The 23,379-nt window shown below is 50.1% G+C and carries 19 protein-coding genes; 12 read left to right on the plus strand and 7 right to left on the minus strand.

What is annotated here, in order from left to right:
* The first annotated feature begins 190 nt into the window (after nucleotides 1-190).
* The 7 genes from JJD41_RS03975 to JJD41_RS04005 all read left to right on the plus strand — a co-directional run bounded on the left by JJD41_RS03975 (nucleotide 191) and on the right by JJD41_RS04005 (nucleotide 5,143).
* Nucleotides 191-487 (plus strand): 2Fe-2S iron-sulfur cluster-binding protein, encoded by a 297-nt coding sequence (locus JJD41_RS03975; RefSeq protein WP_168570464.1) that lies wholly within the window; start codon nucleotides 191-193, stop codon nucleotides 485-487.
* Between the two features lie 144 nt (nucleotides 488-631).
* The gene (gene psbM, locus JJD41_RS03980; RefSeq protein WP_168570465.1) at nucleotides 632-739 is read left to right on the plus strand and encodes a photosystem II reaction center protein PsbM; all 108 of its coding nucleotides are present in this window, start codon (nucleotides 632-634) and stop codon (nucleotides 737-739) included.
* Nucleotides 740-947: 208 nt separating this feature from the next.
* Nucleotides 948-1,955, plus strand: coding sequence for an NADPH-dependent aldehyde reductase Ahr (gene ahr, locus JJD41_RS03985; RefSeq protein ID WP_200664814.1), 1,008 nt, complete (start codon nucleotides 948-950; stop codon nucleotides 1,953-1,955).
* A 179-nt stretch (nucleotides 1,956-2,134) separates the two neighbouring features.
* Entirely contained in the window at nucleotides 2,135-2,365 is a 231-nt protein-coding gene (locus tag JJD41_RS03990) for a hypothetical protein (RefSeq protein WP_200664815.1), read from the plus strand.
* Between the two features lie 34 nt (nucleotides 2,366-2,399).
* Complete coding sequence (locus tag JJD41_RS03995; RefSeq protein WP_200664816.1) at nucleotides 2,400-2,807, plus strand: hypothetical protein; 408 nt, start codon at nucleotides 2,400-2,402, stop codon at nucleotides 2,805-2,807.
* A 4-nt stretch (nucleotides 2,808-2,811) separates the two neighbouring features.
* Nucleotides 2,812-4,083 (plus strand): glutamate-5-semialdehyde dehydrogenase, encoded by a 1,272-nt coding sequence (locus JJD41_RS04000; RefSeq protein WP_200664817.1) that lies wholly within the window; start codon nucleotides 2,812-2,814, stop codon nucleotides 4,081-4,083.
* Nucleotides 4,084-4,162: 79 nt separating this feature from the next.
* Entirely contained in the window at nucleotides 4,163-5,143 is a 981-nt protein-coding gene (locus tag JJD41_RS04005) for an ABC transporter ATP-binding protein (protein ID WP_200664818.1), read from the plus strand.
* A 10-nt stretch (nucleotides 5,144-5,153) separates the two neighbouring features.
* Here JJD41_RS04005 and JJD41_RS04010 read toward each other — a convergent pair whose 3' ends face one another.
* Nucleotides 5,154-6,605, minus strand: coding sequence for a glycoside hydrolase family 13 protein (locus JJD41_RS04010; RefSeq protein ID WP_200664819.1), 1,452 nt, complete (start codon nucleotides 6,603-6,605; stop codon nucleotides 5,154-5,156).
* 263 nt (nucleotides 6,606-6,868) lie between these two features.
* On the opposite strand from JJD41_RS04010, the gene JJD41_RS04015 reads away from it, so the two are divergent.
* The 3 genes from JJD41_RS04015 to ccmS all read left to right on the plus strand — a co-directional run bounded on the left by JJD41_RS04015 (nucleotide 6,869) and on the right by ccmS (nucleotide 10,206).
* Nucleotides 6,869-7,285: a helix-turn-helix domain-containing protein gene (locus JJD41_RS04015; RefSeq protein ID WP_200664820.1), complete on the plus strand. Its 417-nt coding sequence runs from the start codon at nucleotides 6,869-6,871 to the stop codon at nucleotides 7,283-7,285.
* A 53-nt stretch (nucleotides 7,286-7,338) separates the two neighbouring features.
* A complete protein-coding gene (locus JJD41_RS04020) occupies nucleotides 7,339-9,372 on the plus strand; it encodes a pentapeptide repeat-containing protein (RefSeq protein ID WP_200664821.1) in 2,034 nt (677 codons plus the stop codon).
* 411 nt (nucleotides 9,373-9,783) lie between these two features.
* The gene (ccmS, locus tag JJD41_RS04025) at nucleotides 9,784-10,206 is read left to right on the plus strand and encodes a beta-carboxysome assembly chaperone CcmS (RefSeq protein WP_200664822.1); all 423 of its coding nucleotides are present in this window, start codon (nucleotides 9,784-9,786) and stop codon (nucleotides 10,204-10,206) included.
* Here ccmS and JJD41_RS04030 read toward each other — a convergent pair.
* The 3 genes from JJD41_RS04030 to JJD41_RS04040 all read right to left on the minus strand — a co-directional run bounded on the left by JJD41_RS04030 (nucleotide 10,203) and on the right by JJD41_RS04040 (nucleotide 15,792).
* Complete coding sequence (locus JJD41_RS04030) at nucleotides 10,203-11,258, minus strand: DMT family transporter (RefSeq protein ID WP_200664823.1); 1,056 nt, start codon at nucleotides 11,256-11,258, stop codon at nucleotides 10,203-10,205. The two genes, ccmS and JJD41_RS04030, sit on opposite strands and share 4 nt — an antisense overlap.
* A 129-nt stretch (nucleotides 11,259-11,387) precedes the next feature.
* The gene (locus JJD41_RS04035) at nucleotides 11,388-12,512 is read right to left on the minus strand and encodes a hybrid sensor histidine kinase/response regulator (RefSeq protein WP_200664824.1); all 1,125 of its coding nucleotides are present in this window, start codon (nucleotides 12,510-12,512) and stop codon (nucleotides 11,388-11,390) included.
* 4 nt (nucleotides 12,513-12,516) lie between these two features.
* Nucleotides 12,517-15,792 (minus strand): PAS domain S-box protein, encoded by a 3,276-nt coding sequence (locus tag JJD41_RS04040; protein ID WP_200664825.1) that lies wholly within the window; start codon nucleotides 15,790-15,792, stop codon nucleotides 12,517-12,519.
* 58 nt (nucleotides 15,793-15,850) lie between these two features.
* Here JJD41_RS04040 and JJD41_RS24600 point away from each other — a divergent pair, with 58 nt between their 5' ends.
* On the plus strand, nucleotides 15,851-17,035 hold the full coding sequence (locus tag JJD41_RS24600) for a transposase (RefSeq protein WP_234488498.1): 1,185 nt from the start codon (nucleotides 15,851-15,853) through the stop codon (nucleotides 17,033-17,035).
* 18 nt (nucleotides 17,036-17,053) lie between these two features.
* On the opposite strand, the gene JJD41_RS04050 is transcribed toward JJD41_RS24600, so the two are convergent.
* Together JJD41_RS04050 and JJD41_RS04055 are read right to left on the minus strand one after the other, a co-directional pair.
* Nucleotides 17,054-18,421 carry a CBS domain-containing protein gene (locus JJD41_RS04050; protein ID WP_200664826.1) on the minus strand — a complete coding sequence of 456 codons (1,368 nt, stop codon included), beginning with the start codon at nucleotides 18,419-18,421 and terminating at the stop codon, nucleotides 17,054-17,056.
* A 577-nt stretch (nucleotides 18,422-18,998) separates the two neighbouring features.
* A complete protein-coding gene (locus JJD41_RS04055) occupies nucleotides 18,999-19,904 on the minus strand; it encodes an alpha/beta fold hydrolase (protein WP_200664827.1) in 906 nt (301 codons plus the stop codon).
* Nucleotides 19,905-20,016: 112 nt separating this feature from the next.
* Here JJD41_RS04055 and JJD41_RS04060 point away from each other — a divergent pair, with 112 nt between their 5' ends.
* A complete protein-coding gene (locus JJD41_RS04060) occupies nucleotides 20,017-21,513 on the plus strand; it encodes a glycosyl hydrolase family 57 (RefSeq protein WP_200667067.1) in 1,497 nt (498 codons plus the stop codon).
* 129 nt (nucleotides 21,514-21,642) lie between these two features.
* Here the strand turns inward: JJD41_RS04060 and JJD41_RS04065 are convergent, their stop codons facing one another.
* A complete protein-coding gene (locus JJD41_RS04065; protein WP_200664828.1) occupies nucleotides 21,643-23,208 on the minus strand; it encodes a Na+/H+ antiporter in 1,566 nt (521 codons plus the stop codon).
* Nucleotides 23,209-23,379 lie beyond the last annotated feature (171 nt).

A 23,379-nucleotide genomic window follows, 5' to 3' on the forward strand; every position in this document is an offset into this window, starting at 1 on the left:
ATAAAATGCCTTTGGGGTAACATAAAACCCGACGGGCAACCTGCCACGGATTCCCTGGCGGCAGTTGTCGCGCGCGATCGCGGTGGGGATGGGGTGATACCGTTGCCGAGAACGAAACGGGGAAAGGGCGATCGCCCTCGTGCCGTTCGAGGGTCAATGACGAAGCAGTAAAAGGAATAGAGGAATCCCGATGCCGAATATTAAATATGTCAATGAGGATAAAGAAATCGTCGTCGCCGACGGTGCCAACCTGCGTTTAAAAACGCTGGAAAATAACATCGACCTGTATAAGTTTGTCGGTAAAATGATGAACTGCGGCGGCTACGGACAATGCGGCACCTGCGTGGTGGAAATTGTCGAAGGAATGGAGAATCTTTCGCCGCGTACCCCGGTGGAAAATCAGAAATTGAAGAAAAAGCCGGAAAACTACCGTCTGGCCTGTCAGACCTTAGTAAACGGCCCGGTGAGTGTCAAAACCAAGCCCTAAGTGGTGGCGGCGATCGGGCGATCGCGCCGCTTAGAAGTCGGTCGAGTGAGCTGGGGGCGATCGCCGTTCCCGAGTCCGAACCCGGTCGCCAAAAATGATATTCTAATCTTATTGATTTTGAAATTTAGATAGAAGCGGAGTTCTATGGAAGTTAACGATCTAGGTTTTGTGGCTAGCATCCTTTTCGTGTTAGTTCCTGCGGTATTTTTGCTCATTTTGTACATCCAAACGGCTAGCCGACAAAGCAATTAAAGATCGGGCGAGGCGATCGCGTAGCGACTCCGGAGGAGGATCGCGCGATCGTTTATTCCGATATTCCAAACGCTCCGGGTTTTTTCCTATGGCAAACCCGGAGCGTTTGTCGTTTGAAGTTAGAAGCTCCTGGCGAACTCCGAGGGGTCGTTGCGTGCGATCGAGAGTTGCCTAAAATAGTTACCTTAACCCCTAAGTATATTTCATCATGACTACCGTTCGTGCTTATGCGGCCCGCGAACCCAAGGGCAAACTAGAACCGTTCGCTTACGAACTCGGACCGTTAGACCCGGAAGGAGTCGAGATCGAGGTCGAGTATTGCGGGATCTGTCATAGCGATCTGAGTATGCTCAATAACGATTGGGGGATGACCGAATATCCCTTTGTTCCGGGACACGAGGTGGTGGGGAGAGTCGCGGCGATCGGGTCTCAAGTCACGACCTTGCAAATCGGTCAACGAGTCGGTCTCGGTTGGTTTTCCCAATCGTGCCGGACGTGCGAATGGTGTATCTCCGGAGAGCAAAACCTTTGTGCGAGTGCGGAAGGGACGATCGTGGGACGCCACGGCGGCTTTGCCGATCGCGTCCGGGCCCATCGAGATTGGGTTTTCCCCCTCCCCGAGGGTCTCGATCCCGAAACAAGCGGGCCGCTTTTTTGCGGGGGGATTACCGTTTTCAATCCGATCGTGCAATGTGGGGTCAAAGCCAGCGATCGCGTCGGTATTATCGGGATCGGCGGCTTGGGTCACATGGCGATCCAATTCTTTCGCGCCTGGGGATGTGACGTGACCGCCTTCTCCAGCAGCGCGGACAAAGAAGCTGAAGCTCGGGAGATGGGAGCCAACCATTTTGTCAATTCCCGGGATCCCGAGGCGATCGCCGCCGTCGCCAACTCCTACGATTTGATTCTGTCTACGGTGAATGTAGATCTCGACTGGGCCGCCTATATCGACGCCTTGCGACCCAAGGGACGCCTACATTTAGTCGGCGCCGTCTTAAATCCCCTGTCGATTCCCGTATTCCCCCTGTTGGTCGGTCAAAAAACCATTTCGTCGAGTCCCGTGGGCAATCCCCACAGCATCGCTCAAATGCTCGAGATCGCCGCACGACACGACGTCAATCCGATCGTCGAGATCTTTCCGTTAGAACAAGTCAACGAGGCGATCGCCAAACTCGAAAAGGGTCAACCCCGTTATCGTCTGGTCTTGAAATGTTAACGCGGCACGATCGATCGCGCCGATGTGAGAAGTCCGCGATCGCCCCACCGTCGATCCCGAACCGTATTGAATTCGAGCGCCCCTCCCCAAGGATCGTTAGTTGGGGGGTATAATTTGGGTGTCCTTGACTCCGTGCAGGCAAAGGATCGCGGCTGGGCCGTCCGAGACGTTGGATCGACGTGGAGGAAACTCAGGACTACCGCAAGCAAAGCAGCATCCGAGGAAGCGACAACCGAGCTCAAGTCCATTCCGAAACAGGAGAGTGCGACGATCGCCTCGCCGTCGGGAAGCGGGAGCGAATCGGCCAAAAACTCGGCCAAAAACTCGGCCAGGTCAAACTTGCCCCTTCCACAGCAGCGTGGATGACTCGCAAAGGTTTCAATTCCGAACGAGGGTTTGGCAACTTGTAATCTTAGTGGAATTATTTTTGACTGAGTACCGCTCGTGCCATCTGAAAAAGCCCAGAAGATCGATCTCAACAGTGACTACCCCTGTCCTTGCCGACGGCGGGGGCGCTTGGTGCCGATTGCCCTGACCGAGGCTCTCGGCTGCGATCGCTGTCAGAATATTTTTGTAGTCGCTCAAAATGGTTACGCGATCGAACAGCTCCCCACGACCTCGCCGTACAAGCGATCGTGGCGCTGGAACGGCCATCATTGGTGTGTTGCCAACACCAGTTGGCGAGAAATGTACTTACCTGTCGCCCTGGTCATTGTCATCGTTCTCTTAATTGGCTGGTTGCCCTTTGCCCTGGGTCTTCCCCTCGGACCGAACATCATTCCCGGTGCAATTCTCGCGGTGCTGCTGGCAGCATTTCCAGCATTGATGGTTTGGCTGGCTTACAGGCGTTAGGTTAATGACAACTGATTCTGCATTTAATTCCGTTCCCGATGCCAAAGCGGTTGTAGACCGCGCTTACGACGCATCGGTAGTCTTGGCGAAAACCAAAGGAGACGATCGCGCCCGCGCCTTGGAGGCGATGGCAGATGCCCTGCGAGAAGCTTCCGACGATATCCTCGAAGCCAATACCCTCGATTTAGAAGCCTCTCGGGAAATGGCGGTCCCCGAATTGATCCTCGAATGGCTCAAACTCACCCCCGAACGGATCGGTTCGACGATCGCCATTTTAGAAAAACTCGCCCAACTCCCAGACCCCCTGCGACAGGTGATGAACGCCACCTATCAAGTCGGACGGTCCCAGAGTTACTCCCAATTGATGCCCTTGGGTACGATCGCCCTAGTTTACGAAGCCTTTCCCGATTTTGGGGCGATCGCCGCCGGATTGTGCGTCAAAACGGGCAACACCTTGATCTTGCGCGGCGGAACCGAAGCCAGTCACTCCAACGCGGCGATCGCCCAAGCCTTGCAACGGGGGATCGAACAGAGCAATTTACCCCTCGGCACGATCGAGCTGTTCCCCCCGGATGTCGGCGTTTCCACCCGCGACCTGATCCGTCAGGACAAATACATCAACCTCGTCATTCCCTACGGTCGCCCCAGTCTCGTCCAACAAGTAGTCCGCCAAGCGACGGCCCCGGTCCTCAAATCCGCCATGGGCAACTGTTACCTGTACTGGTCCCCCACGGGGAGCATGGATCTCGCCCGCGCCACGATCGTAGACAGTCACGCCAGCGAACCGGATCCGGTCAACGCGATCGAAAAAGTCCTGGTCAATGCCAAAGCCAAACCCTCATCCTTAAGTCTGTTGTGGAATAGCCTCAAAGAAAAAGGCTTTACCCTCAAAGGCGATCGCGAACTGGCGGACCAATTCCCCGAACTCGAAGCCGTCGAAGACGATGCCGAATGGAATCGGGCCTATCTGACCAAAACCGTCGCCTTTAAAACCGTAGAAGACCTCGACGCGGCGATCGCCTGGATCGACCAACACAGTAGCGGTCACGCCGACTGTATCGTGACCGAATCCTATCAAGAAAGCTGTCAGTTCGCCGTCGGCATCCACAGCGCCTCGATCTATATCAACACCTCCCCCCGCTTCCATCGCGCTCCCCCCCAAGGAGACGCCGTATTCCTGGGGATGTCCAACCAAAAAGGTCACCGTCGCGGTTCGATCGGTTTGGAAACCCTGACCACCACCAAACACGTGATTCAAGGATGGGGGGAATTTTAATCAAAGGGAGAGAATTTGGGCAACCTGTTCTTGAAGGTTGGCAAACCGACGAACCCTCGTAGTTTCTCGAACTCGCAATATGGATTCTGTTGTTGATTGGCCCGTCGAACCGATGTCCGGCGATCGCCCCGTGGCTGTCGAGATCTCCGGGTTGAAAAAAATCTACCGTACCGGGTTCTGGATGAACCAAACCGTCGAAACCCTCAAAGGCTGTAACCTCAAAGTCTATCGAGGGGAAACCTTCGGCTTACTCGGTCCCAACGGGGCCGGGAAAACGACCTTATTAAAAATCCTACTCGGGATCGTCCGCCCGAGCAAAGGGAAAGGACTGCTTCTCGGTCATCCCTTGGGCGATCGCGCCGTCCGAGCCCGTGTCGGCTACCTCCCGGAAAATCCCTACTTTTACGACACCCTCACCGGGTGGGAAATCCTGCAATTTAGCGCCAATTTATGCCAAATTTCGGCCTCGATCCAACGCCGTCGCATTCCCGAACTGCTCGATTTAGTCGGCTTGTCTAAAAAAGCCGCCCGAGATAAACCGTTGCGCCAATATTCTAAAGGAATGCTGCAACGGATCGGCATGGCCCAAGCCTTAATTAACGATCCCGAGGTCGTCTTTCTCGACGAACCGATGTCCGGACTCGACCCCCTCGGACGCTATCAAATCCGAGAAATCATTCTCTCGTTACGGGAACAAGGGAAAACGATCTTTTTTAACAGTCACATCCTCGCCGACGTGGAGAAGATCTGCGATCGCGTCGCCATTCTCGCACGCGGGCAATTGATCTGCACCGGATCGTTAAAAGAACTCCTCGGAACCTCGGATAGTTATTTCGTCCAGGGACTCGGCGGCAATTTGGAAGTGTTAAAACAGTGGTTGCCCGATTTAGAATTAGACGGCGATCGCTGGCAAGGGTATCTCAAAGGCACCCCCCAAGATTTTCTTTCCAGTCTGCAACTGATGGGGGGTAAACTCCTCTCGATCGACCTCACCAGCGCCTCGTTAGAAGAGTTCTTCGTCGGTCAACTGCGCCAACAAGGCATCGAAACCAGCGAATAGGTCAAAAAAGCTAGGAAACCGCCCAAACCGCCCCCGATCGCCCCTCCAGGCTGACGGTCGCGCGATCGCCGTCCCAGGCGATCTCGCCATTTCCAAACACGCACTGACTCGGACGGGACTGCAATCGACTCGCGGTTAAGCTCAATTGTGCCTTTTCCGTCCCCGCATTGACCGCCACGACCAGTTCCTCCCCGTCTAGCTGGCGTGCAAAGCTGTAAATCATTCCTTGCGCCCCTAATGGGAGATAGAGCCCGGTTCGCAACGCCGGATAGCGGTGGCGCAAAGCAATTAAGCGGCGGTGGTATTCTAAAATTTGTCGATCCCACTGTTCCGACGGTGGGAAACTGCGCCGACAGTCGGGATCGTCCGCCCCCGGAAGACCGATTTCGTCGCCGTAGTAGATACTCGGGGCTCCGGGGAAGGTAAATAAGAGCAAGGTGGCGAGTTCGACCGTGGGGCGATCGTCTTGGGCGCAAGTGTACAGCCGCGCCGTATCGTGAGAATCTAAGAGATTGAGTTGGGTCAGTTGAATGTCCCAGGGGTAGAGATCGAGTAATTGGGCGATGCGATCGCCGTATCCCGGGGCGTCTAAGGCGGGAAAGGGTTGATAGTCGCTGTGAGGGAAGTAATCGCGGACGATGCGATCGCCTGCAATAAAGGCGAGGGTCGGTTCGGTAAAACGGTAATTCATCACCCCGTCAAATTGGGTTCCGTCCAACCACTCCCTGGCGTCTACCCAGACCTCTCCGACGATGTAGGCGTCCGGATTAATTTTTTTGACGCGATCGCGAAATTCCTGCCAAAATCCCGGCACTTTAATTTCAAAAGGAACGTCCAACCGCCAGCCATCAATCCCAAATTCGAGCCAATATTCGGCAATTTCAAAAATGTATTCGCGCACTTCGGGATTTTCGTGATTGAACTGCGGTAAAGCGCGATTTCCCGCCCAACCGACATAATTCGCGGGTTGACTGCCATCGTAGGCGGAAAGCGGCCAATCTTCAATCTTGAACCAATCCAACCACGGCGAATACGGACCGTTTTCGAGGATGTCATTGAAGAAGAAAAAACCGCGACTGGCATGATTAAAAACGCCATCGAGAACGATTTTGAGATCTCGTTCGTGCGCCGCGTCGAGTAAGGCTTTAAAGGCGGCATTTCCGCCTAATAATGGATCGATTCGATAGTAGTCGTGGGTGTGGTAGCGATGATTGCACGCCGACTGAAAAATTGGGGTAAAGTAAATGGCATTAATGCCCAAGTCTTGCAAGTAGTCGAGGCGGTCGAGAACCCCCCACAAGTCCCCGCCTTTATAGCCTTGTAAGGTCGGTTTTTCTTCCCAAGGTTCCCACGGGGCATTTTTCAATAACTTCCGGCGCCCGGGTTCGCTGCGGGCGAAGCGATCGGGGAAAATTTGGTAAAAAACTGCGTGTTTTACCCAGTCCGGCGTCTGAATTTTCATGGCTTACTCTACGATATCCTCTTGTCATAGTAACGAGCGGGGGGCGATCGTTCAAAATTCGCCAGAGCATTTACTTTTTTTAATGAAGGAAGATTACAAAAAACCGAAAGATTAATTAAATTTTTGATTCATTCACTCAAAACAAGGCTACGAAGAAAAGAAAGAGCAATAGCTTCTTGCCAAACTAATCATCGATTCGGTGTGACGCTCTAACATGGGCATCTCCTGGAAGCTCTATAAGCATTTATCAAAGGAAAATAAAAATGATTATCCTAAAAATTCGCGAACTATGCAAACAAAAACAAATTAGCTTAAAAGATTTAAGTTATTCTACGGGAATTTCTCGATTATCTCTATTTATTTATTGCACTCAATTATTTGAGGAATCAAAATTAAACCTTTTTGCTCATCAAGAAAACCTTCGTAAAATCGCTCGATATTTGAACTGTTCCGTTGCCAATCTAAAAGCTGAAAGCAATGAGGCATATTTCTATAACTTCAATAATATTCTCAATTCCGATCGAAAAAGAGTAATTTATGAACTTGGTTATTCTTTTCTAGAGATGATGTCATGGTGCAATCTCCCCCGAAAAGAACTAGAACTAGAACTAGAACCAGAACTTTTTGAAGATTTTTGCAAAATTTGTCCTAATGCTGAAATTTGTAAGCGAATCAACTAACTAGCTAAAAAAAGCTAAAAAATTGCTATCTGCAATATTCAGTGAATTAACTAATGAACAAGATAAGGGGTCAGAATAGAAATATTAAAGGCATAAACTTTACCTACAAAACACTAGAAAAAGAGTTGAAAGAAGCCGAAGGTGGTATTCTTCCTTTCCCTCATTTATGTCTATCACTCTTATGGCAGTTCATTGGTTTTGCTTCTGCTGTAATTCCCGTTGTCTCCGGAATTGTATTTATTTGGGTCATCGAGGGACTGAATGGAGTTAGCAACAATATAAATCTCATAGTATTTTTACTATTTTTTATTGGGTTGTATTCTACTGCTATCATTACGCTAATTTTCAAAGGGTTTGAAATTACCAATCTAGCTCTCGTTGTTCTCATATTAGTAGGAAGTTCTCTTGCAAATTTAATTTTAAGAGTACAAAATTCTTCTCCCTTTATATTCATTGGGATTGCAATAGTTTTTGCATGGATAGGAATCTTAATACAATCGACTTTAATGTGTATTAATTACTTTCTACTTAAACGCAAAGGTCTTTTCACTCTAATCGTGGGAATGTCAGCTATTAGTCTTCTGACGATCTTATTCGATCTTAGGGTTTTTCCAGGAGATTTATCTTTTGTTCATTATGCTACGAGTATTGTGTCTGCTTATTTTATTCTCATTATTGGCATATTTATAGGAAGGCAAGCCATTCAAGATCTAGAACGACTTAAATGGATTCGAGAAATTGCTATTTATTTAACGACTATTTGGGGAACATCTTTTTACGGATTGGATTTAACCGATGTTTGTTTTGATGGTTCCCATCTACCGCATACAGATTTTAGAAAAACAAATTTAACTAGAACTAGCTTTGAAGGGGTGAGCGGTTTAGAAACTTCCAATTTAAAAGGAACGCTACTGGAAAATAAAAAAGTTAGAGATTTAATGGTTACTAAAATTGGTTGCAATGAAGATTATACCGAATGCAACTTTAATGGAGCCAATTTAAGGGGAGCAAATTTAACAGGAGCGACTTTAATGCGCGCTCAGGCATTAGGGGCTGATTTTTCGGGGGCGACGTTGACCGATGCCTGTATTGAAGGATGGAATATCAATCACGAAACTCGGTTTCATAACGTTTTATGCGATCGCATTTATTTAAAATGTAGCCGATATGGAGATCGAACAATTATCTCCGAACCGAAACCGGATAGCGGTCGCTTCAAGCCGGGGGAATTTGAAAAATGGATAACAGAAATACAAGATACGGTCGATTTAATCTTTGATAAAGGCTTGAACTGGAAAGCATTTGCCTTTTCTTTAACTCAAAGTGCGATCGAAAAGCAAGGTATCGATTTAGGTCGCTATCAAGTAGAGAATAAAGGGGAAGGGGTGACCGTCGTTAAAGTCGGGGTCGAAGCCGATTCAGATAAGGCTGAAATTCACGAGAAGATTACCCATCACTATCATGAGGCGGTGGGACAACTCGAACAAGGTCATCAACTTTGGCTGCAGGCCAAACAAGAAGAAATCGACGCATTAAGAGAAATTTTAAGAAATCAGTGGCAAGAATTTAGAGAGCTAGCGAATATTTTCTCAGACAGTAACAGACAGGTTTCGATTCAGGGTGAAGGTCATCGGATTTTTGTTTTAAAAGAAGCAGGAGAAATCATGGAAAATAAAAGTGAAGGCTTTAGCGTCGGCGGTAGTCTCTCCATTGGCGGCGACAATATGAGCTTGACAGGCGCACAACTGACGTTAGGAGATTTGACGGGTCAAGTGACCAATACCATTCAGCAGCTTAAGGATGTCAAAGCGGATGACGGTAAACAGTTGGCGGAAATTCTCGCCAATTTACAGCAATCAATTAGTGGGGATGCGCTGTTAGATGAAAGTCAGCAAAAAAGAGCGCTCAAAGCCGTCAATACGTTAGCAAAAGAAGGGAAGAAAGACCCGAAAGAGCGAGATTTAGATATTTGTGCGATGGCTCTCGATGCCTTGAAAGGGGTTTCGACAACGGTGTCTCATGCGAGTAAACTGGCAGAGTTTGTAGAAAAATATTTGCCCACGTTATCTCAATTGTTGGGAATTTGAGTTGAGCTAGCCAGTCTACGAAAGCCACTCTACGAAGATGAGGCGATCGAATATTTCGATGTAGGGGGGGAATTTTTTTCGCCCCTACGCTCCAATTCATCTCTTAATTTAGGAATGTCAGTCTTTTACGGTTTTGGTAATGCATAAACGCTTTGAGAAAGTTTCTCACTTCAATGGGTAATGCTACAGTACACGGCAGCCGCAAGTATCCGGCGGTCGTGGTTCGCAAGGTAGGCTCATCTAGGGATGAAGATGAGGATTGCTTTGCTGTCTCTGGTTATTTGGGAACCGATGTTTTTTATTTTGTCAATTGTTGGGTTTGTGGTTTGGCGCCAGTTCGACGGGGAGATGCGGCAAACGGGCGAGTTTATTGCATAATTAAAAGGCACCCAGAAGCCGAAAGATCATCTCATGTTTGCTGCACCACCTGAAAAACCCGAGGATGAATGGCGTCGGATCTTAGCCGATTTTGCCAAAACGAACGATCGCGACTTGGCGGCCCTGTCGTGGGGATTGTGGCAGGACAAACAACTCGAAGAAAATGTTATCGGGATCGATATGATGCCGACGCCGCATTTCATTTACTGTCCCAAAAGCGCGATCGCCCAACTCAATACTAACGTAGATAATCGACTGCGCGAAATTCTCGGTATTCTTGACGGCTTTAACCCGGAAAAAGAAGTGTTAATCTTCGGAATTTGTGACGGACAAATTAAGTTAATTAACTTTGAAACGGAACCGCCGCCGCCGGAGTGTTTTACGGAAGTCGGGGCGGATGTCAATACGTTGCTCGATCGCCTCGAAGCTCGTTTGCAGGGGAAGGTTGAGGCTTAAATCCCTTTAAATCCCGTTTCCATTTCTAACTCTTTGGCGGGACTGGTCGGCGGCGGCAGGGCAGTTGCTTTCTGTTTCTGTCGCACGCCAATTTGGTTCAGAATAATCCCGACGACAATGACGCTACCGCCGATATATTGCGCGGTCGTCGGGGTTTCTCCTAAAATAAAATAAGCGGCTAAAATTCCGGCGATCGGACTGAAAGAACTGGCTAAAGAAACTTCCGATGCTCCAGTTGTTTTTAAGCCCTGAAACCAACAGAGTTGACCGCCGACGACGATCGCCGCCCCGTAAATCAACATCCATTGCCACACAAAGGGGGAAAAGGCATCGATAAAGTGATCGGCGCCTAACAGTTTGACGGTAATGACAAAGAATAGAAAAACCCCCATTGCCGTGCGAAAAATGGTAAAAATTCCGAGGGGAATTTGTCGCAGTTTGATTTTACTGATAATGGTAGAACAGGCGAGGGCGATCGCCCCTAAAGCGGCATAAATTTCGCCTTTACCAATTTCTACACTCGTCCCCATGCTCAGCATTTCTTCCGAGGGACTTTGCCAGACAATGGTCAAGACGACGCCGATAAAGGAAACGACTGCCCCCGCGACGACCCAGCGATTGACGCGATCGCCGAGCAACCATACGGACAATGCTAAAATTAAAGGCGGTTCGATCCGGCCAATTAATACTACATTATTAACCATGGTCAGATCGAGGGCCATAAAGGTTAATGATGGGGCTAAAGCCCCGGAAAGAATGGCGACCCCCATTAACGCCAACCAATCGATCGCCGAAAGTTGTTTTAAGGTTCGCGGCGTCCACTGTTTGCCATACAGGGCAATTAATACGATTAAAGCGCAAAGATTGCCGACGAATAAGGTATTGCAAAATGAAATGGGATTGCGTCCGTCGATGAGATGTTGGGCGCCGATGTCCGTGAGTTTGCGGACGACGGAGTTCGCCGCAGCAAAAATTAAAATCGCCAGAAAGAGATAACCCCGTCCGGGAATTTTAGTGAATAGATTATTGAATAGATTAGAGAGAGAGGTCACGGCTCAAAATTATCCTTATCAGTGATTGAAATTAAACCGAACAATAATGAATCACGGGAGAGGATCGCTGCTGTTGCCATTGCCGTTGCCACCGATTGCAAACCCGCTCTTTTATACCCTTTCTAACCGTTATTCGACTCGACGACAAGGGATGTAGATATTAAAAACCGTTCCCGATCCCAGTTCGCTATTGACTTCGATGCGTCCTTCGTGAAGGTCTACGGATCGTTTGACAATGGCTAAACCCAAACCCGTTCCGGGAATATTGCCGACATTGCGGGCTCGATGAAACGGCTGGAATAGATGTTCTAGTTCTCCTTCGTCGATGCCGATTCCGCGATCGCGAACTTGAAAGCAAATATAACTTTTATCTTCAAAAACCGATAGATCGACGGCACCGCCATCGGGAGAATATTTAATAGCATTTGACAGTAAATTATTGAGGACGTGCCACATTAATTTAGCATCTAAATAAATCATAGAAATATCGAGATCGCAGGAGAACGTTAAGTTATAGCGATCGCCGACGGCCATTCGCAACGGTTCGAGAATACTTTCACAAAAAATTGAGATATCTACCGGAGTTAACTCTAAAGACAGTTGGCTTTCTTCGGTACGACTGAGAGTTAACACATCTTCCAACAACTCATTTAGGGATTTAGTCGCCGATTCGATCATGTCGATCTGTTTTTCCTTTTTCTCATCGGACAGGCGATCGCTGTAATATTTGAGTAAAGCAACCGAAGTTTTAATCGTAGTCAGGGGATTGCGAAAATCGTGAGCGGCCATTGAAATATATTGCGATTTCATATTGCTATTTTCTTCTGCCTGTCTCCGTTCGTTTTCCGCCGCCACCAACGCCTGTTTGATATCTAATTCAGCCTGAAATCGAGATAGAGAAATTTCAATCGTGACCTTCAATTCTTGAGGAGTAAAGGGTTTAATAATATACCCAAAAGGATGGGTGATTTTAGCGCGCTTGAGTGTATTTTCATCGGCATAAGCGGTTAAATACACAATCGGAACGGGAAACAGGCTTTGAATTTGATTGGCGGTTTCGATCCCGTCGATCTGACCTTGAAGCATGATATCCATCAAGATTAAATCTGGTTTAGTATTGGCCGCTATGCTAATAGCTTCTTCACCAGAGCCTACAATATCGATCGCTTCATAGCCCATACTTTCGAGGTGACTGGCAATATCTTCACCGACGATCGCTTCGTCTTCGACGATCAAAATTTTAATACTTGACATCGGATTAGAACCTCTTGCGTTCTGTAGGCTGAGGAAAGGTCACTGTAAAACAGGTTCCTTGAGTTCGATCGATTTCTAAATTCCCTTTGAGTTGTCGGGAGAGGGCGCGAATTAAACGGAAACCGAGAGAATACCCGGTACGAGAGTCAAAATTGGGAGGTAAACCGACACCGTTATCGCGCACTATCAGGCACAATCGATCGGGGGGTAAAATTGAAAACTCAATTTTAATTTGGCCGACTTCGCGATCGCGAAACGCATGTTTTAAGGCATTGGAGACGAGTTCGTTAATCAGCAGACCGCAAGGAATAGCGGTATCTAAATTTAACGAAAGTTTTTCGACCTTGAGATCGAGGGCGATTCGCCTGTTGCCAATATTATAGGAAGAAAATAAATTTGTGGTCAGATTTTTGATGTATTCGGCAAAATCAATTTGAGCGATATTTTTGGACTGATATAGTTTTTCGTGAATGAGGGCCATCGAGGCGATCCGTGCCTGACTGTCTTGCAAAATAGCGAGAATTTTTTCGTCTTCTAGCGATTGCGATTGCAAAGAAAAAATACTCGAAATAATTTGCAAGTTATTTTTAACGCGATGGTGAACTTCCTTGAGTAATAATTCCTTCTCGTTGAGGGAAGCTTTGAGCTTTTCTTCGGTTTGTTTGAGTTCGCTCAAGGTTCGCATCATTTCGCTGATGTCGCGACAGACGCAAATACAACCGCCATCGGCTAATTGAGTAAAGGAGAGATCTTCGACAAAGGTGCTGCCATCTTGGCGCCGGGCGATCGCCTGTCCTTGCCAGTGGCCCTCGCGGCGCAAGACGGGCAGAATTTCAGTCTCGAACCGCTCGATTTCGCTGTCGTCGTAGAGAGCCCGCCAGGTTTGGCCGAGGATATCGCGGGCGCTGTCGAAGCCGAAAAAGGTAACGTGAGCGTGATTGAGGTAAATAAATTGCCCGTCGCTATTGAGAATGGCGATGCCGTCGCTGGCGGCTTCGATCGCCGCTAACTGGCGTTGCAACTGAACTTCAGCCTGTTTGCGTTCGGTGATATCCGTATGGGATCCGGCCATGCGATAGGGTTTGCCCCTGTCGTCGCGCAAGGCCGATCCTCGGGTCAAAATCCAGCGATAGTGACCGTCTTTGTGGCGGGCCCGAAACTCTTGTTCGTAGCTGCTAACTTTGCCCGTCAGATAGTCGTCGAGGGTGGTCATCGCGCGATCGTAATCGTCCGGGTGTAGGGTTTGCTGCCAAGATTCGATGCGATGGGGTACTTCATCGTCGGCAAAACCGAGCATACTTTTCCACCGGGGAGATAAATACAGGTGTCCGCTTTCGATATCCCAATCCCAAATCCCGTCTTTAATCCCTTCCACGGCGAGGGCAAATCGTTCTTCACTCTTGCGTAAGGCAATTTCGGCTTGTTTGCGTTCGGTAATATCTTGCGCCAACACCATCCCCGCAAAAATCTCGCCGCGATCGTTGGTGACGGGTAAACTTTGCAACAAGAGTAACTTGTTCCCGTAGCCGACTTCAAAGGTTCGCGATTCGCCGACGAGGGCCGCGCGGTAGTGGGGTTCGAGGATGGCGCACAGATCCGGCGGAAACAGTTCCCAAATCGTTTTACCTTGCAAGGCTTCCCCGGAAAAGCCGATATCTTGCACTCCGGAACCGTCGCAGATGGTGTAGCGCAAATCGCGATCGTATAAAATCACGGCTCCGTTGGGAAAGTTGGCGATCAGGGTACGGTAGAGTTCTTCACTTTTACGCAAGGCATTTTCCGAACCCTCGCGCCGTTGGACTTCCTGACGCAGTTGCTCGATGGTGTCGGCGAGTTCGGCAGTTCGCAGGTTGACCCTCGCTTCGAGTTCCGCATTGAGCTGTTGCACGGCAGCTTCTGCTTGTCGGCGTTCGGTGATATCGGTGATCATGGCCAAAACTCCAGTATAATTCCCGGCATCGTCGAAGAGGGGATTGGCGGAAACTAAGCCGTAAAATGAGGAACCGTCCTGGCGTCGAAATTGAAATTCGTGTTGGGCGGAGATCCCTTGGCGGCGCCATTCGAGGTACTGTTTGACCATCTCGCAATCCTGTTTGTAGACAAAAAACTCCAAAGGTGCGCCGAGCATGTCTTCGCTGTCGTAACCGAGCATCGACGCCATGCGCTGGTTGACGAAGCTGGTGCGATCGCCCTCGTCGAGGGTCCAAATCCCTTCCATGCTGGTTTCGACGATTTGACGATAGCGCTTTTCGCTTTCGCGCAAGGCGATTTCCGCTTGTTTGCGATCGCTGATATCGCGATAGGCACTTAAAAATAATTCCCGTCCTTGATGGTTGACGATCGACGAAGACACCAACAAGGTTCGCCGGGTGCCGTCTTTGGCGCGAATCGTGGTTTCGATATTGCGAAACTCGCGCAAGTTGAGCAGTTGGGACAGTCGGGATAAAGCGCGCTGGTATTCTTCGGGTTCGGGATAGATCAGGGCTAAAAAGTTCTCGCAGCGATTGGCTTCGTCGGCGGTATATCCGGTAATTTCCTGCATTTTCGAGTTAAATAGCAAGAAAAAGCCTTTGGGATCGCTCAAGGCGATGCCTTCGCCGACGGTTTCGAGAACGGTGGAAAGCTGTTGGGCCGTTTCGGCGATCGCCCGTTCCGTTTGTTTGCGTTCGGTGATGTCGGTAATCGTGGTGACTAAATAGCGCTGTCCCCGATCCGTACTGGCCCATCCCCCGGTGAGGTAAATGTGAAAAACGCGACCGTCGTGACGGCGGATCTCCCATTCTCCGGGGGTTTCGAGGTCGAGCAGCTCGGTGTAATGCCTGCCGACTAACTCCCCTTCCGGGTAACCGAACAGGTAACAAAAGGCGGGATTGACCCGCACGAAACAGCCCTGTTCGTCGGCGAGGGCCAATCCGATGGGGGCGGTTTTATAAAATAAGCTCAACAGTCGTTCGTTATAAGCCAACTGTGCTTCAGCCCGTTGGCGGGCTTGCAATTGAGCTTGCAGTTGTTGGAACAGTTGGGCTTGTTGGATGGCGATCGCCAGTTGCACCCCCACCCGTTCGAGTAAGTTCAACTCTTCCGCATACCAGTTGCGCGGTTCGTCGCACTGATGGGCCACCAACAATCCCCACAGGTGGCGTCCGATGCTCTCGGCGGCGATCGCCTCGCCGTGTTTGAACTTCTTGCGTCGGGGTTCCATAATAATTGGAATCACTAAAAAGCTGCGAACCCTGACTGCCTGACAGAAGTAGGTGAAAGCCAAGAAGCACGAGGACATGAGCGAAGAGGGTAGAGAATCATGAGAAGCTAGAGTTACCACACAACAGCCTAAACACATGAGAACCTCTACCCATTTGTATGGTCAACTATTCAATCAATTAAGTCAACATAGCCGCGTCTGCGATTGGCGCCACTTAAAAGCGCTGGCATGGATGGTGAGTGCCTTGCTCTATAGCGGAGAATTGAATCTGGCTGCATGGGAGCCATATGTGTTGAGTCGAGCGAAGAAAGCGCAAAGTACGGAGCGGCGCTGGCAACGATTTATGGACAATAACCGCATTCGCGTGATGGCGATTTACTTACCGTTGGTGCTAGCGGCTCTGAGTGGATGGAAGCAACAGCGATTGTATTTAGCCTTGGATACGACGGTTTTGTGGGAGCGCTTTTGCATGATTCACCTGTCGGTAGTGTGCTGTGGACGGGCGGTTCCCTTGTTGTGGCGAGTCCTAGAACATGGCAGTGCCACTGTTGCCTTTGAGGAGTACCAACCGGTTTTGCGCCGTGCTCGATGGCTGTTGCGGCATCATCAGGATGTGATGCTCTTAGCCGACCGAGGCTTTGCCAATCATGAATTAATGAAATGGTTACGGCACAGCCACTGGCATTACTGTCTGCGATTACCCTGTGATGTCTTGATCCACACCACAAGACGTTATCCTTTGAAGGTTGGGACGCTTTATCCTCCCCTCGGCGAAGCCAGACTTTATCAAAATGTGGGCTTGTGGCTTGACGGCGAGCATCGCTGTAACTTAGTCATTGCAACGGTACAGGGAGCTAAAGAATCTTGGGCAGTGGTCACTGATGAACCTCCGAGCTTGCAGACACTCTGGCAGTATGCCAAAAGGTTTCAGGTAGAGGAATTATTTTTGGATAGCAAGTCGGGTGCTTTTGAGTTAGAAGACTCACGCTTGCGCTCTGCTGCCGCCCTTGAACGCCTTTATCTGGTCGCTGCTATTGCCTTGCTGTTTGCTACCTCCCAAGGCATGGCGGTGCAGATCGCTGGCTTCAGGCAACAGGTAGATCCGCATTGGCGACGTGGTATAAGCTATCTCAAAATTGGACTCCGCTGGCTGCGAGGGGTAATTCATAAAGGACGGACTTTGCTGCCTTGCGTTGCGTTGTTACCCAATGACCCTCAACCTTGTTTCGCCTCCCTCAAAGCCAAGCATCACTATTATGACCACATCTGGTTTGATCGAGTTCGCTCCATTGTTTGTAAACCTGGTCATACTGTCAATTAGAAAAGATGTGTCAGGCAGTCAGCTGCGAACCTGGAACTGTTCGAGTAGTTCGACGTGACAACCCGTCAATCCCGCCTGGTAAATATCGTTGACCGATCGCTTGCGTCCGTTGAGATATTCCAAACTGCCGTTCGTCTGAAAGTAAGTATCGCGAATCTGCTCGCCGAGGATCGACAGACAGCCCTCGCTGACCGATTCGGCGACGATTTCCCCTTCCATATTCGGCGCGAACTGGTAGACCAAGACCCGATTGCAGTCGAGAAAGCGCCGCACTTCGCGCGCGGTGGAATCTAAAATTTCCTGGAGGTTGAGCGATTCGCGAATGCGGGAGGCGACCCCGGCGAGGAGGGCTTCGCGACGGACGCGATCGCGCAGTTTGGAGGTGCGCTGTCGCACTTTTTCTTCTAAATCGGCGGCGCGATCGCGCAGTAACTCCACTTTTTGGGCTTCTAAATGCAAGACTTGCTCGTGCAGCACTTCGATGACGCGATACATCTGCACCGGATCGAGGACTTGCAACAAGCGCGTTTGAGTGACGATCCCGAGTAATTCCCCGGACGCCCCGACGACGAGCAGGCGCCGGATCCGGCGCTCGATCGTGATTTGGTGGGCGTCCCAGAGGGAATCGTGCGGGGACACCGCGATCGCGGGAGCGCTCATCACGGTTTGGGCGCTGAGGGATTCTAAATCGAGTTCTAAGCTTTGAAATTGAATAACATCCCGTTGGGTGACGATCCCGAGGGGGATGAGATGACCGTTTTGCTCTTCGGCGATCGTCACGCAGCCGATCCGCCGCCGCACCATCAGTTCGGCAATTTCGCGAATTGAGGTGGTTGGCGACGCGCAAATCACTTCCGGGTTCATCACGTCCCGGACTTCCTGAAATCTGAGCAGGTTAGACGGTTGAAGCACTCGCCGGATCTGGGCGGCGGTGACGACGCCGAGCAGTTGCGATCGCCCGTCCACGATCGGTACGTGGGTGATGGCGTGTTGGCGAAATAACTGCACGATATCGAACAGGTTGCGTCGCTCGCTCCATTCCAGGGCGATCGGATCGGCGCTCATTACGTCGGCTACGGTCAACTGGGCGAGGGGGATAGCGCGGGATGCGAGTTTTACCAGGTCGCTTTCGGTCACGATGCCGACTAAGCGCGCCCCTTCGACGACTAGAATATAAGTGTTGCCCGTGGCGATTTCTCCTTCCAAGGGAAACCCTGCACTTAAGGTTTTCTCCCACTCGTCCTCTAAGGTACAGGTTCCATCGCGAACTTCACTCATTAAGGCGACGACCTCGACAATCGGTCGGTCGGGACTGACGGTAAGCGGATCGCGCTCGATCGCCTGCTCTAAGGAGAGGGATTCCAACACGGAAGGGTTGAGAGACATAGTAAACCGAACCAAGGACGCAACAAGCGATAAAGGGATAGCTCTAGTATTTTTATGGTTGTTTTTATAGTTGTTTTTAGGGTTGAAGCCTTGCAGGGCTAAATTTATTTTTGAAAAGCTTTATCGCAACTTTAAAATAAGTTTTTAAAGATCGATGGACGATCGCTCTGAGATCGCGAGGGCGAGTCGAACTGTTCTCAACACCCCGCTCTAGCAAGCTCTTTGTCGATCCCGACCACCGAACGACGGCGACGCGATCGCGACGGTTTGGAGGCTCCTCGTTGTCCGTTTACTCCCCTCGGACAACCGATCGGTTTCTATCGGTAGAAATGTCCAAATTTTACCGAATAGATCCGCGATCGCAGACCCCGGTTTCACCCAATTTTGTTCCTTCAATCCCGAAAATTTTCGTTCTCTGCGGAGGCGATCGCCCCGATCTCCCTAGAGTCAGGATATCTGAAACTTTAACAAGAATTGAAATAATCTTAAATAATATTGACAAGGGTTAAAAATGAGTAACATTCACCCCTGAAGTGGACGGAAGACGATCGGAGGGCGTCTCCGATCTCCGCGCCTTCTAAAAATCGCTGGCTTCGATGGCGCGCCCGCTAAAATTGACGATATGACGAGCAGTTTCTCGGGGTTTTTCTAAATGAGGAACGTGGCCGCATTCGGGAATCCAAATCAGTTTGCTGCCCGCAATTTCTTCTTCAAACCGAGTCGCATCTTTGACGCCGATAATGCGATCGCGATCGCCCCAGAGAATTAACGTATCTTTTTCGATTCTACCAATCTTATCCCTTAAAAAACCATAACCGCCACTTTTCGTAAAGGAAATCGTCGCTTCGCTCCACCCGGGCATTTTTAAATGCAGCGCCGCACAAACCGCCGCATCTACAGAGGCAAATGTCCGGTCGTAATAAGCTTGCTCGCTAATTTTTTGGCGGACCCGAGGATTGCGTAAAAACTCCGTCGCCCAATAGCCCAACGGCGGAAATAAAAAGCGACTCATCACCGGGGCTTTGGCAAATCCGGCGCTATCGACGAGGACGAGACGGTCTACGGCGTCGGGATAGGATAAGGTAAAGTCGATCGCCGCCGCCCCACCCATGGACACGCCGACTAAAATAACCGGACGGGCGATCGCTTCTTGCCAAAACGAGTGTAAATGAGTCTTAATCGCCGCCGGGGTCGGCAATCCAACCGGGCGATCGCCGAAACCAAACCCGAGCAAATCCAGAGCCCAGGTCTCGAAATAGGGCGAAAGCAAGGGCAAGAGACGGCGAAACTCGAACAGGGAGCTATCAAAGCCGTGCAGCAGCAAAATTGGCGGGTCGCCGCTACCGTCGCGGACGAAACTGGTGACGATCGCCTCCTCGCGCAAGGGGGTGGGGATCCCCTGCCGTTGGATGCGTTGGGCCAGGGCGATCGAGGTCGGCTCGGTCAAATTTTCGACGTCAGGCGGGAGGAAACTGGGGAACATCAGTCAATAAGTATATATATGGATCGCGATCGCTTCGTAACCGAGGCTATGGCGGGCGATCGCCCATCGGAGGTAAGCTAAGGTGAACCGAATCTCACTATAAGCATTAACGATCGTGATTTCAACACCACTCTCGCCCAACCTTCCCACCTTAGACGAACTGGTGGACGGCCTGCCCAATATTTGCGGCTGGGAAAACGAAGTCAGTCGCGTGGTCAACCACGACGATCCGATTTTCCTGGGCGATACCAACATCAAGCTCGACCGGATTAATTCCGGTTTCGCGATCGCCCTGCACATGCACCAGCCGACGATCCCCGCCGGGGCCGACGGCGAACCGATCTGCAACCTCCAGTACATGTTCGAGCATCCCGGCGAAGGCGACAACCACAACGCCGAACCCTTCGCCTGGTGCTATTCGCGCATGGGCCAGTTCATCCCCGAACTCGTCGCCGAAGGCTATAACCCCCGGGTGATGCTCGACTATTCCGGAAACCTCCTGTGGGGATTGCGACAAATGGGACGCGACGACGTCCTCGACAACCTCAAGCGGATTACCTGCGATCGCGCCTATCAGCCTTACGTCGAATGGTTGGGGACCATGTGGGGCCACGGCGTCGTCCCCTCCAACCCGATCCCCGACATCAAACTTCACATTCAAGCGTGGCAACACCATTTTGCCGCGATCTTCGGCTGGGATGCCCTGCGTCGCGTCAAAGGCTTCTCGCCGCCGGAAATGCACCTTCCCAACCACCCGGATACCCTCTACGAGTACGTTAAAGCCCTCAAAGAATGCGGCTATCGCTGGTTACTCGTCCAAGAGCATTCCGTGGAAACCCCCGAAGGTCACGGACTCGGCTACAAACACATCCCCTATCGCCTCGTGGCGCGCAATTCCAACGGCGAAACCACCAGCATCACCGCCCTCATTAAAACCCAAGGGTCCGATACCAAACTCGTCGCCCAAATGCAGCCCTATTACGAAGCGAAAGGGCTGTCTCGCCAGCAAATCGGCAACCGTTCCGTTCCCCCCCTCGTCAGCCAAATCGGCGACGGCGAAAACGGCGGCGTCATGATGAACGAGTTTCCCGACGGCTTCAAACAGGCGATTTACGACATCGGCAAGAATGAAGGGGGCAGTTCCGGAACCGTCGCCCTCAACGGAACTGAATATCTCGAACTGATCGAAGCGGCGGGCTGTTCTCCGGAAGATTATCCGATTTGCCAACCCGTGGGACAACACAAGATCTGGCAAAAGGTCGATCCGGAGAAAGCCACTTCTGAAGCCGTAGAAGCGGCGATCGCCGAAATTAAGCAACACGACCACAATTTCCACGTCGAAGGGGCTTCCTGGACCAACCACATCAGTTGGGTGCAAGGCTACGAAAACGTCCTCGGGCCGATGAACGAACTCAGCGCCCTCTTCCACGAAAAAATTGACCCGATTTATAGTGAATCCCTGACACGGGAACGCCGTTATCGCGAAGCATTGCTTTACAACATGTTGGTTCAAACCAGTTGTTTTCGCTACTGGGGACAAGGAACCTGGACTGACTACGCCCGCGAACTCTATCGCCGAGGGAAAGAAATTCTCCAACGCGACTTTTAAGGCATTCTGAATCAGCCATGCCCACCAGTCCTCTCAATCTCAATTGCAACAGAATGGTGGGCTGTTTTTTTGTGCGTTTTTTGTGCATTTTTTGTGCAGGTCAAAGACCCACGCCACAGAGTAAGAACTCTAATTTTTCTCCTCTTGAATGACGTCTTGCAAAAACGGTGCCAACTCTCGATTTAAGCGCCCCGATCGCACGAATTCGGCATAGGTATCGGCTTCGATCGCGAGGAGTTCTTCGCGGAACTTTTCGCGGACAAATTCTTGTAAATCCGGTTCTTGCGATCGCAGTTCCTCGATTTCTCTTTCTAACTCTTTGATTTGCCCTTCAACCAAGCTTTTTTGATAGCGATAATATTCCGGATCGATATCCGGTCGCCGTTTTTCTTCTTCGAGGCGTTCGAGAACCCGGGTTAATGCAATCCGACGGGCGATCGCTTCTAAATATTGCTGTTTCTGGCTTTGTTCTCCCAGCAGATTTAACGCTTTTAGTAACGGTTTCGTCGTCAATCCTTGAACCAATAACGTAAACAGAACCACCCCGAATACGGTGGCGATGATTTCTTCTCTGGCGTCGAGAATAATCGGAACTGATAATGCGAGGGCGATCGACACCGAACCGCGCAATCCGCCCCACCACAATACCGTCCGTTCCTGCCAATTAATATTCGATTCTACGACCCAATTACTAAATCCTCCGAGGAGATAAATCGAAACAGCCCGAGTCACCGCAACGGCGGCAATGGTAATGGCGATCGTATCTAAATTATTGCCCAAACTCGCAAATTGAATTTGATCGCCAATCAGTAAAAAAACAATCGAATTCACGAAAAATGCGAGGAATTCCCAGAATTCAGTCACAATTAATCGCGTTCTCGGATTCATGCCAATTCGCGAACCGAAATTCCCTAAAATCATCCCCGCCGTGACGACACCGATCACCCCAGAACCGCCGAGTTCTTCGGTAATTAAATAAGTCCCGTAAGCGGAAACTAAAGTCAGCGATTGTTCGACTAAAGGCAAGTCAAACCGTTGGGTTAAAAAAGAAATTCCAAAACCGATTAAACTCCCAACCCCTACCCCAATGCCGACAAAACCGACAAATTCAGCCACCGTCCGCCGCAACTCAAAATCATCGGTTCCCAATGCCAATCCGACCAGCAAACTAAAGGCGACAACGGCAACACCATCGTTAAATAAGCTTTCCCCTTCCATGAGGGTCGAAAGCCGTTTGTCTACCCCTAATTCTCGAAATAAAGCAATCACTGAAACCGGATCGGTAGCGGACAGACTCGCCCCGAGTAATAAGGCTGTAGTGAGGGGGATTGCCGCCCATTGATTGAGGGAAAATGCGATGCCAAGAACGGAAATAATGACGCCGACGATCGCGTAAAGAACGACGGGAAATAAATCTCGTTTTAGATCGGGCCATCGCAGGTTCCAAGCTGCCTCGAATAACAAGGGAGGCAGAAAAATAGAGAGAATTAATTCCGGAGAAAGATTGACGAGACGGACATCGACAAAGGCGAGGGCTAAACCGACAATAACTAAGAGTAAGGTATAGGGAATTTGCCGAACCCAACTAAAAATTTGTGGCAGGGTGGCAACGCTTAAGGAAACGGTGAGAACGAGCAAAAATCGTTCTAAGTTTTGCTGAATGAGGGCTTCGCCTGCAACAGTTTCGAGAGACATAAGTAAGATTTTAGCTTTTAGATTTTAGATCTTAGCTTCAAGTAAGGTGGAGGAGTGGGGTGGGTAATAATTGCCCAAGTTGCTATTTTATGATGGCAATTCAACGATCGCAGAGTCTTCAGGTTTCAGTTTCCCTAGGGGCAAATAGTAGGGCAAAACCTAGGGCAAAAC

This window comes from Oxynema mangrovii CENA135 (genome assembly GCF_016632315.1).
GTDB lineage: Bacteria > Cyanobacteriota > Cyanobacteriia > Cyanobacteriales > Laspinemataceae > Oxynema > Oxynema aestuarii.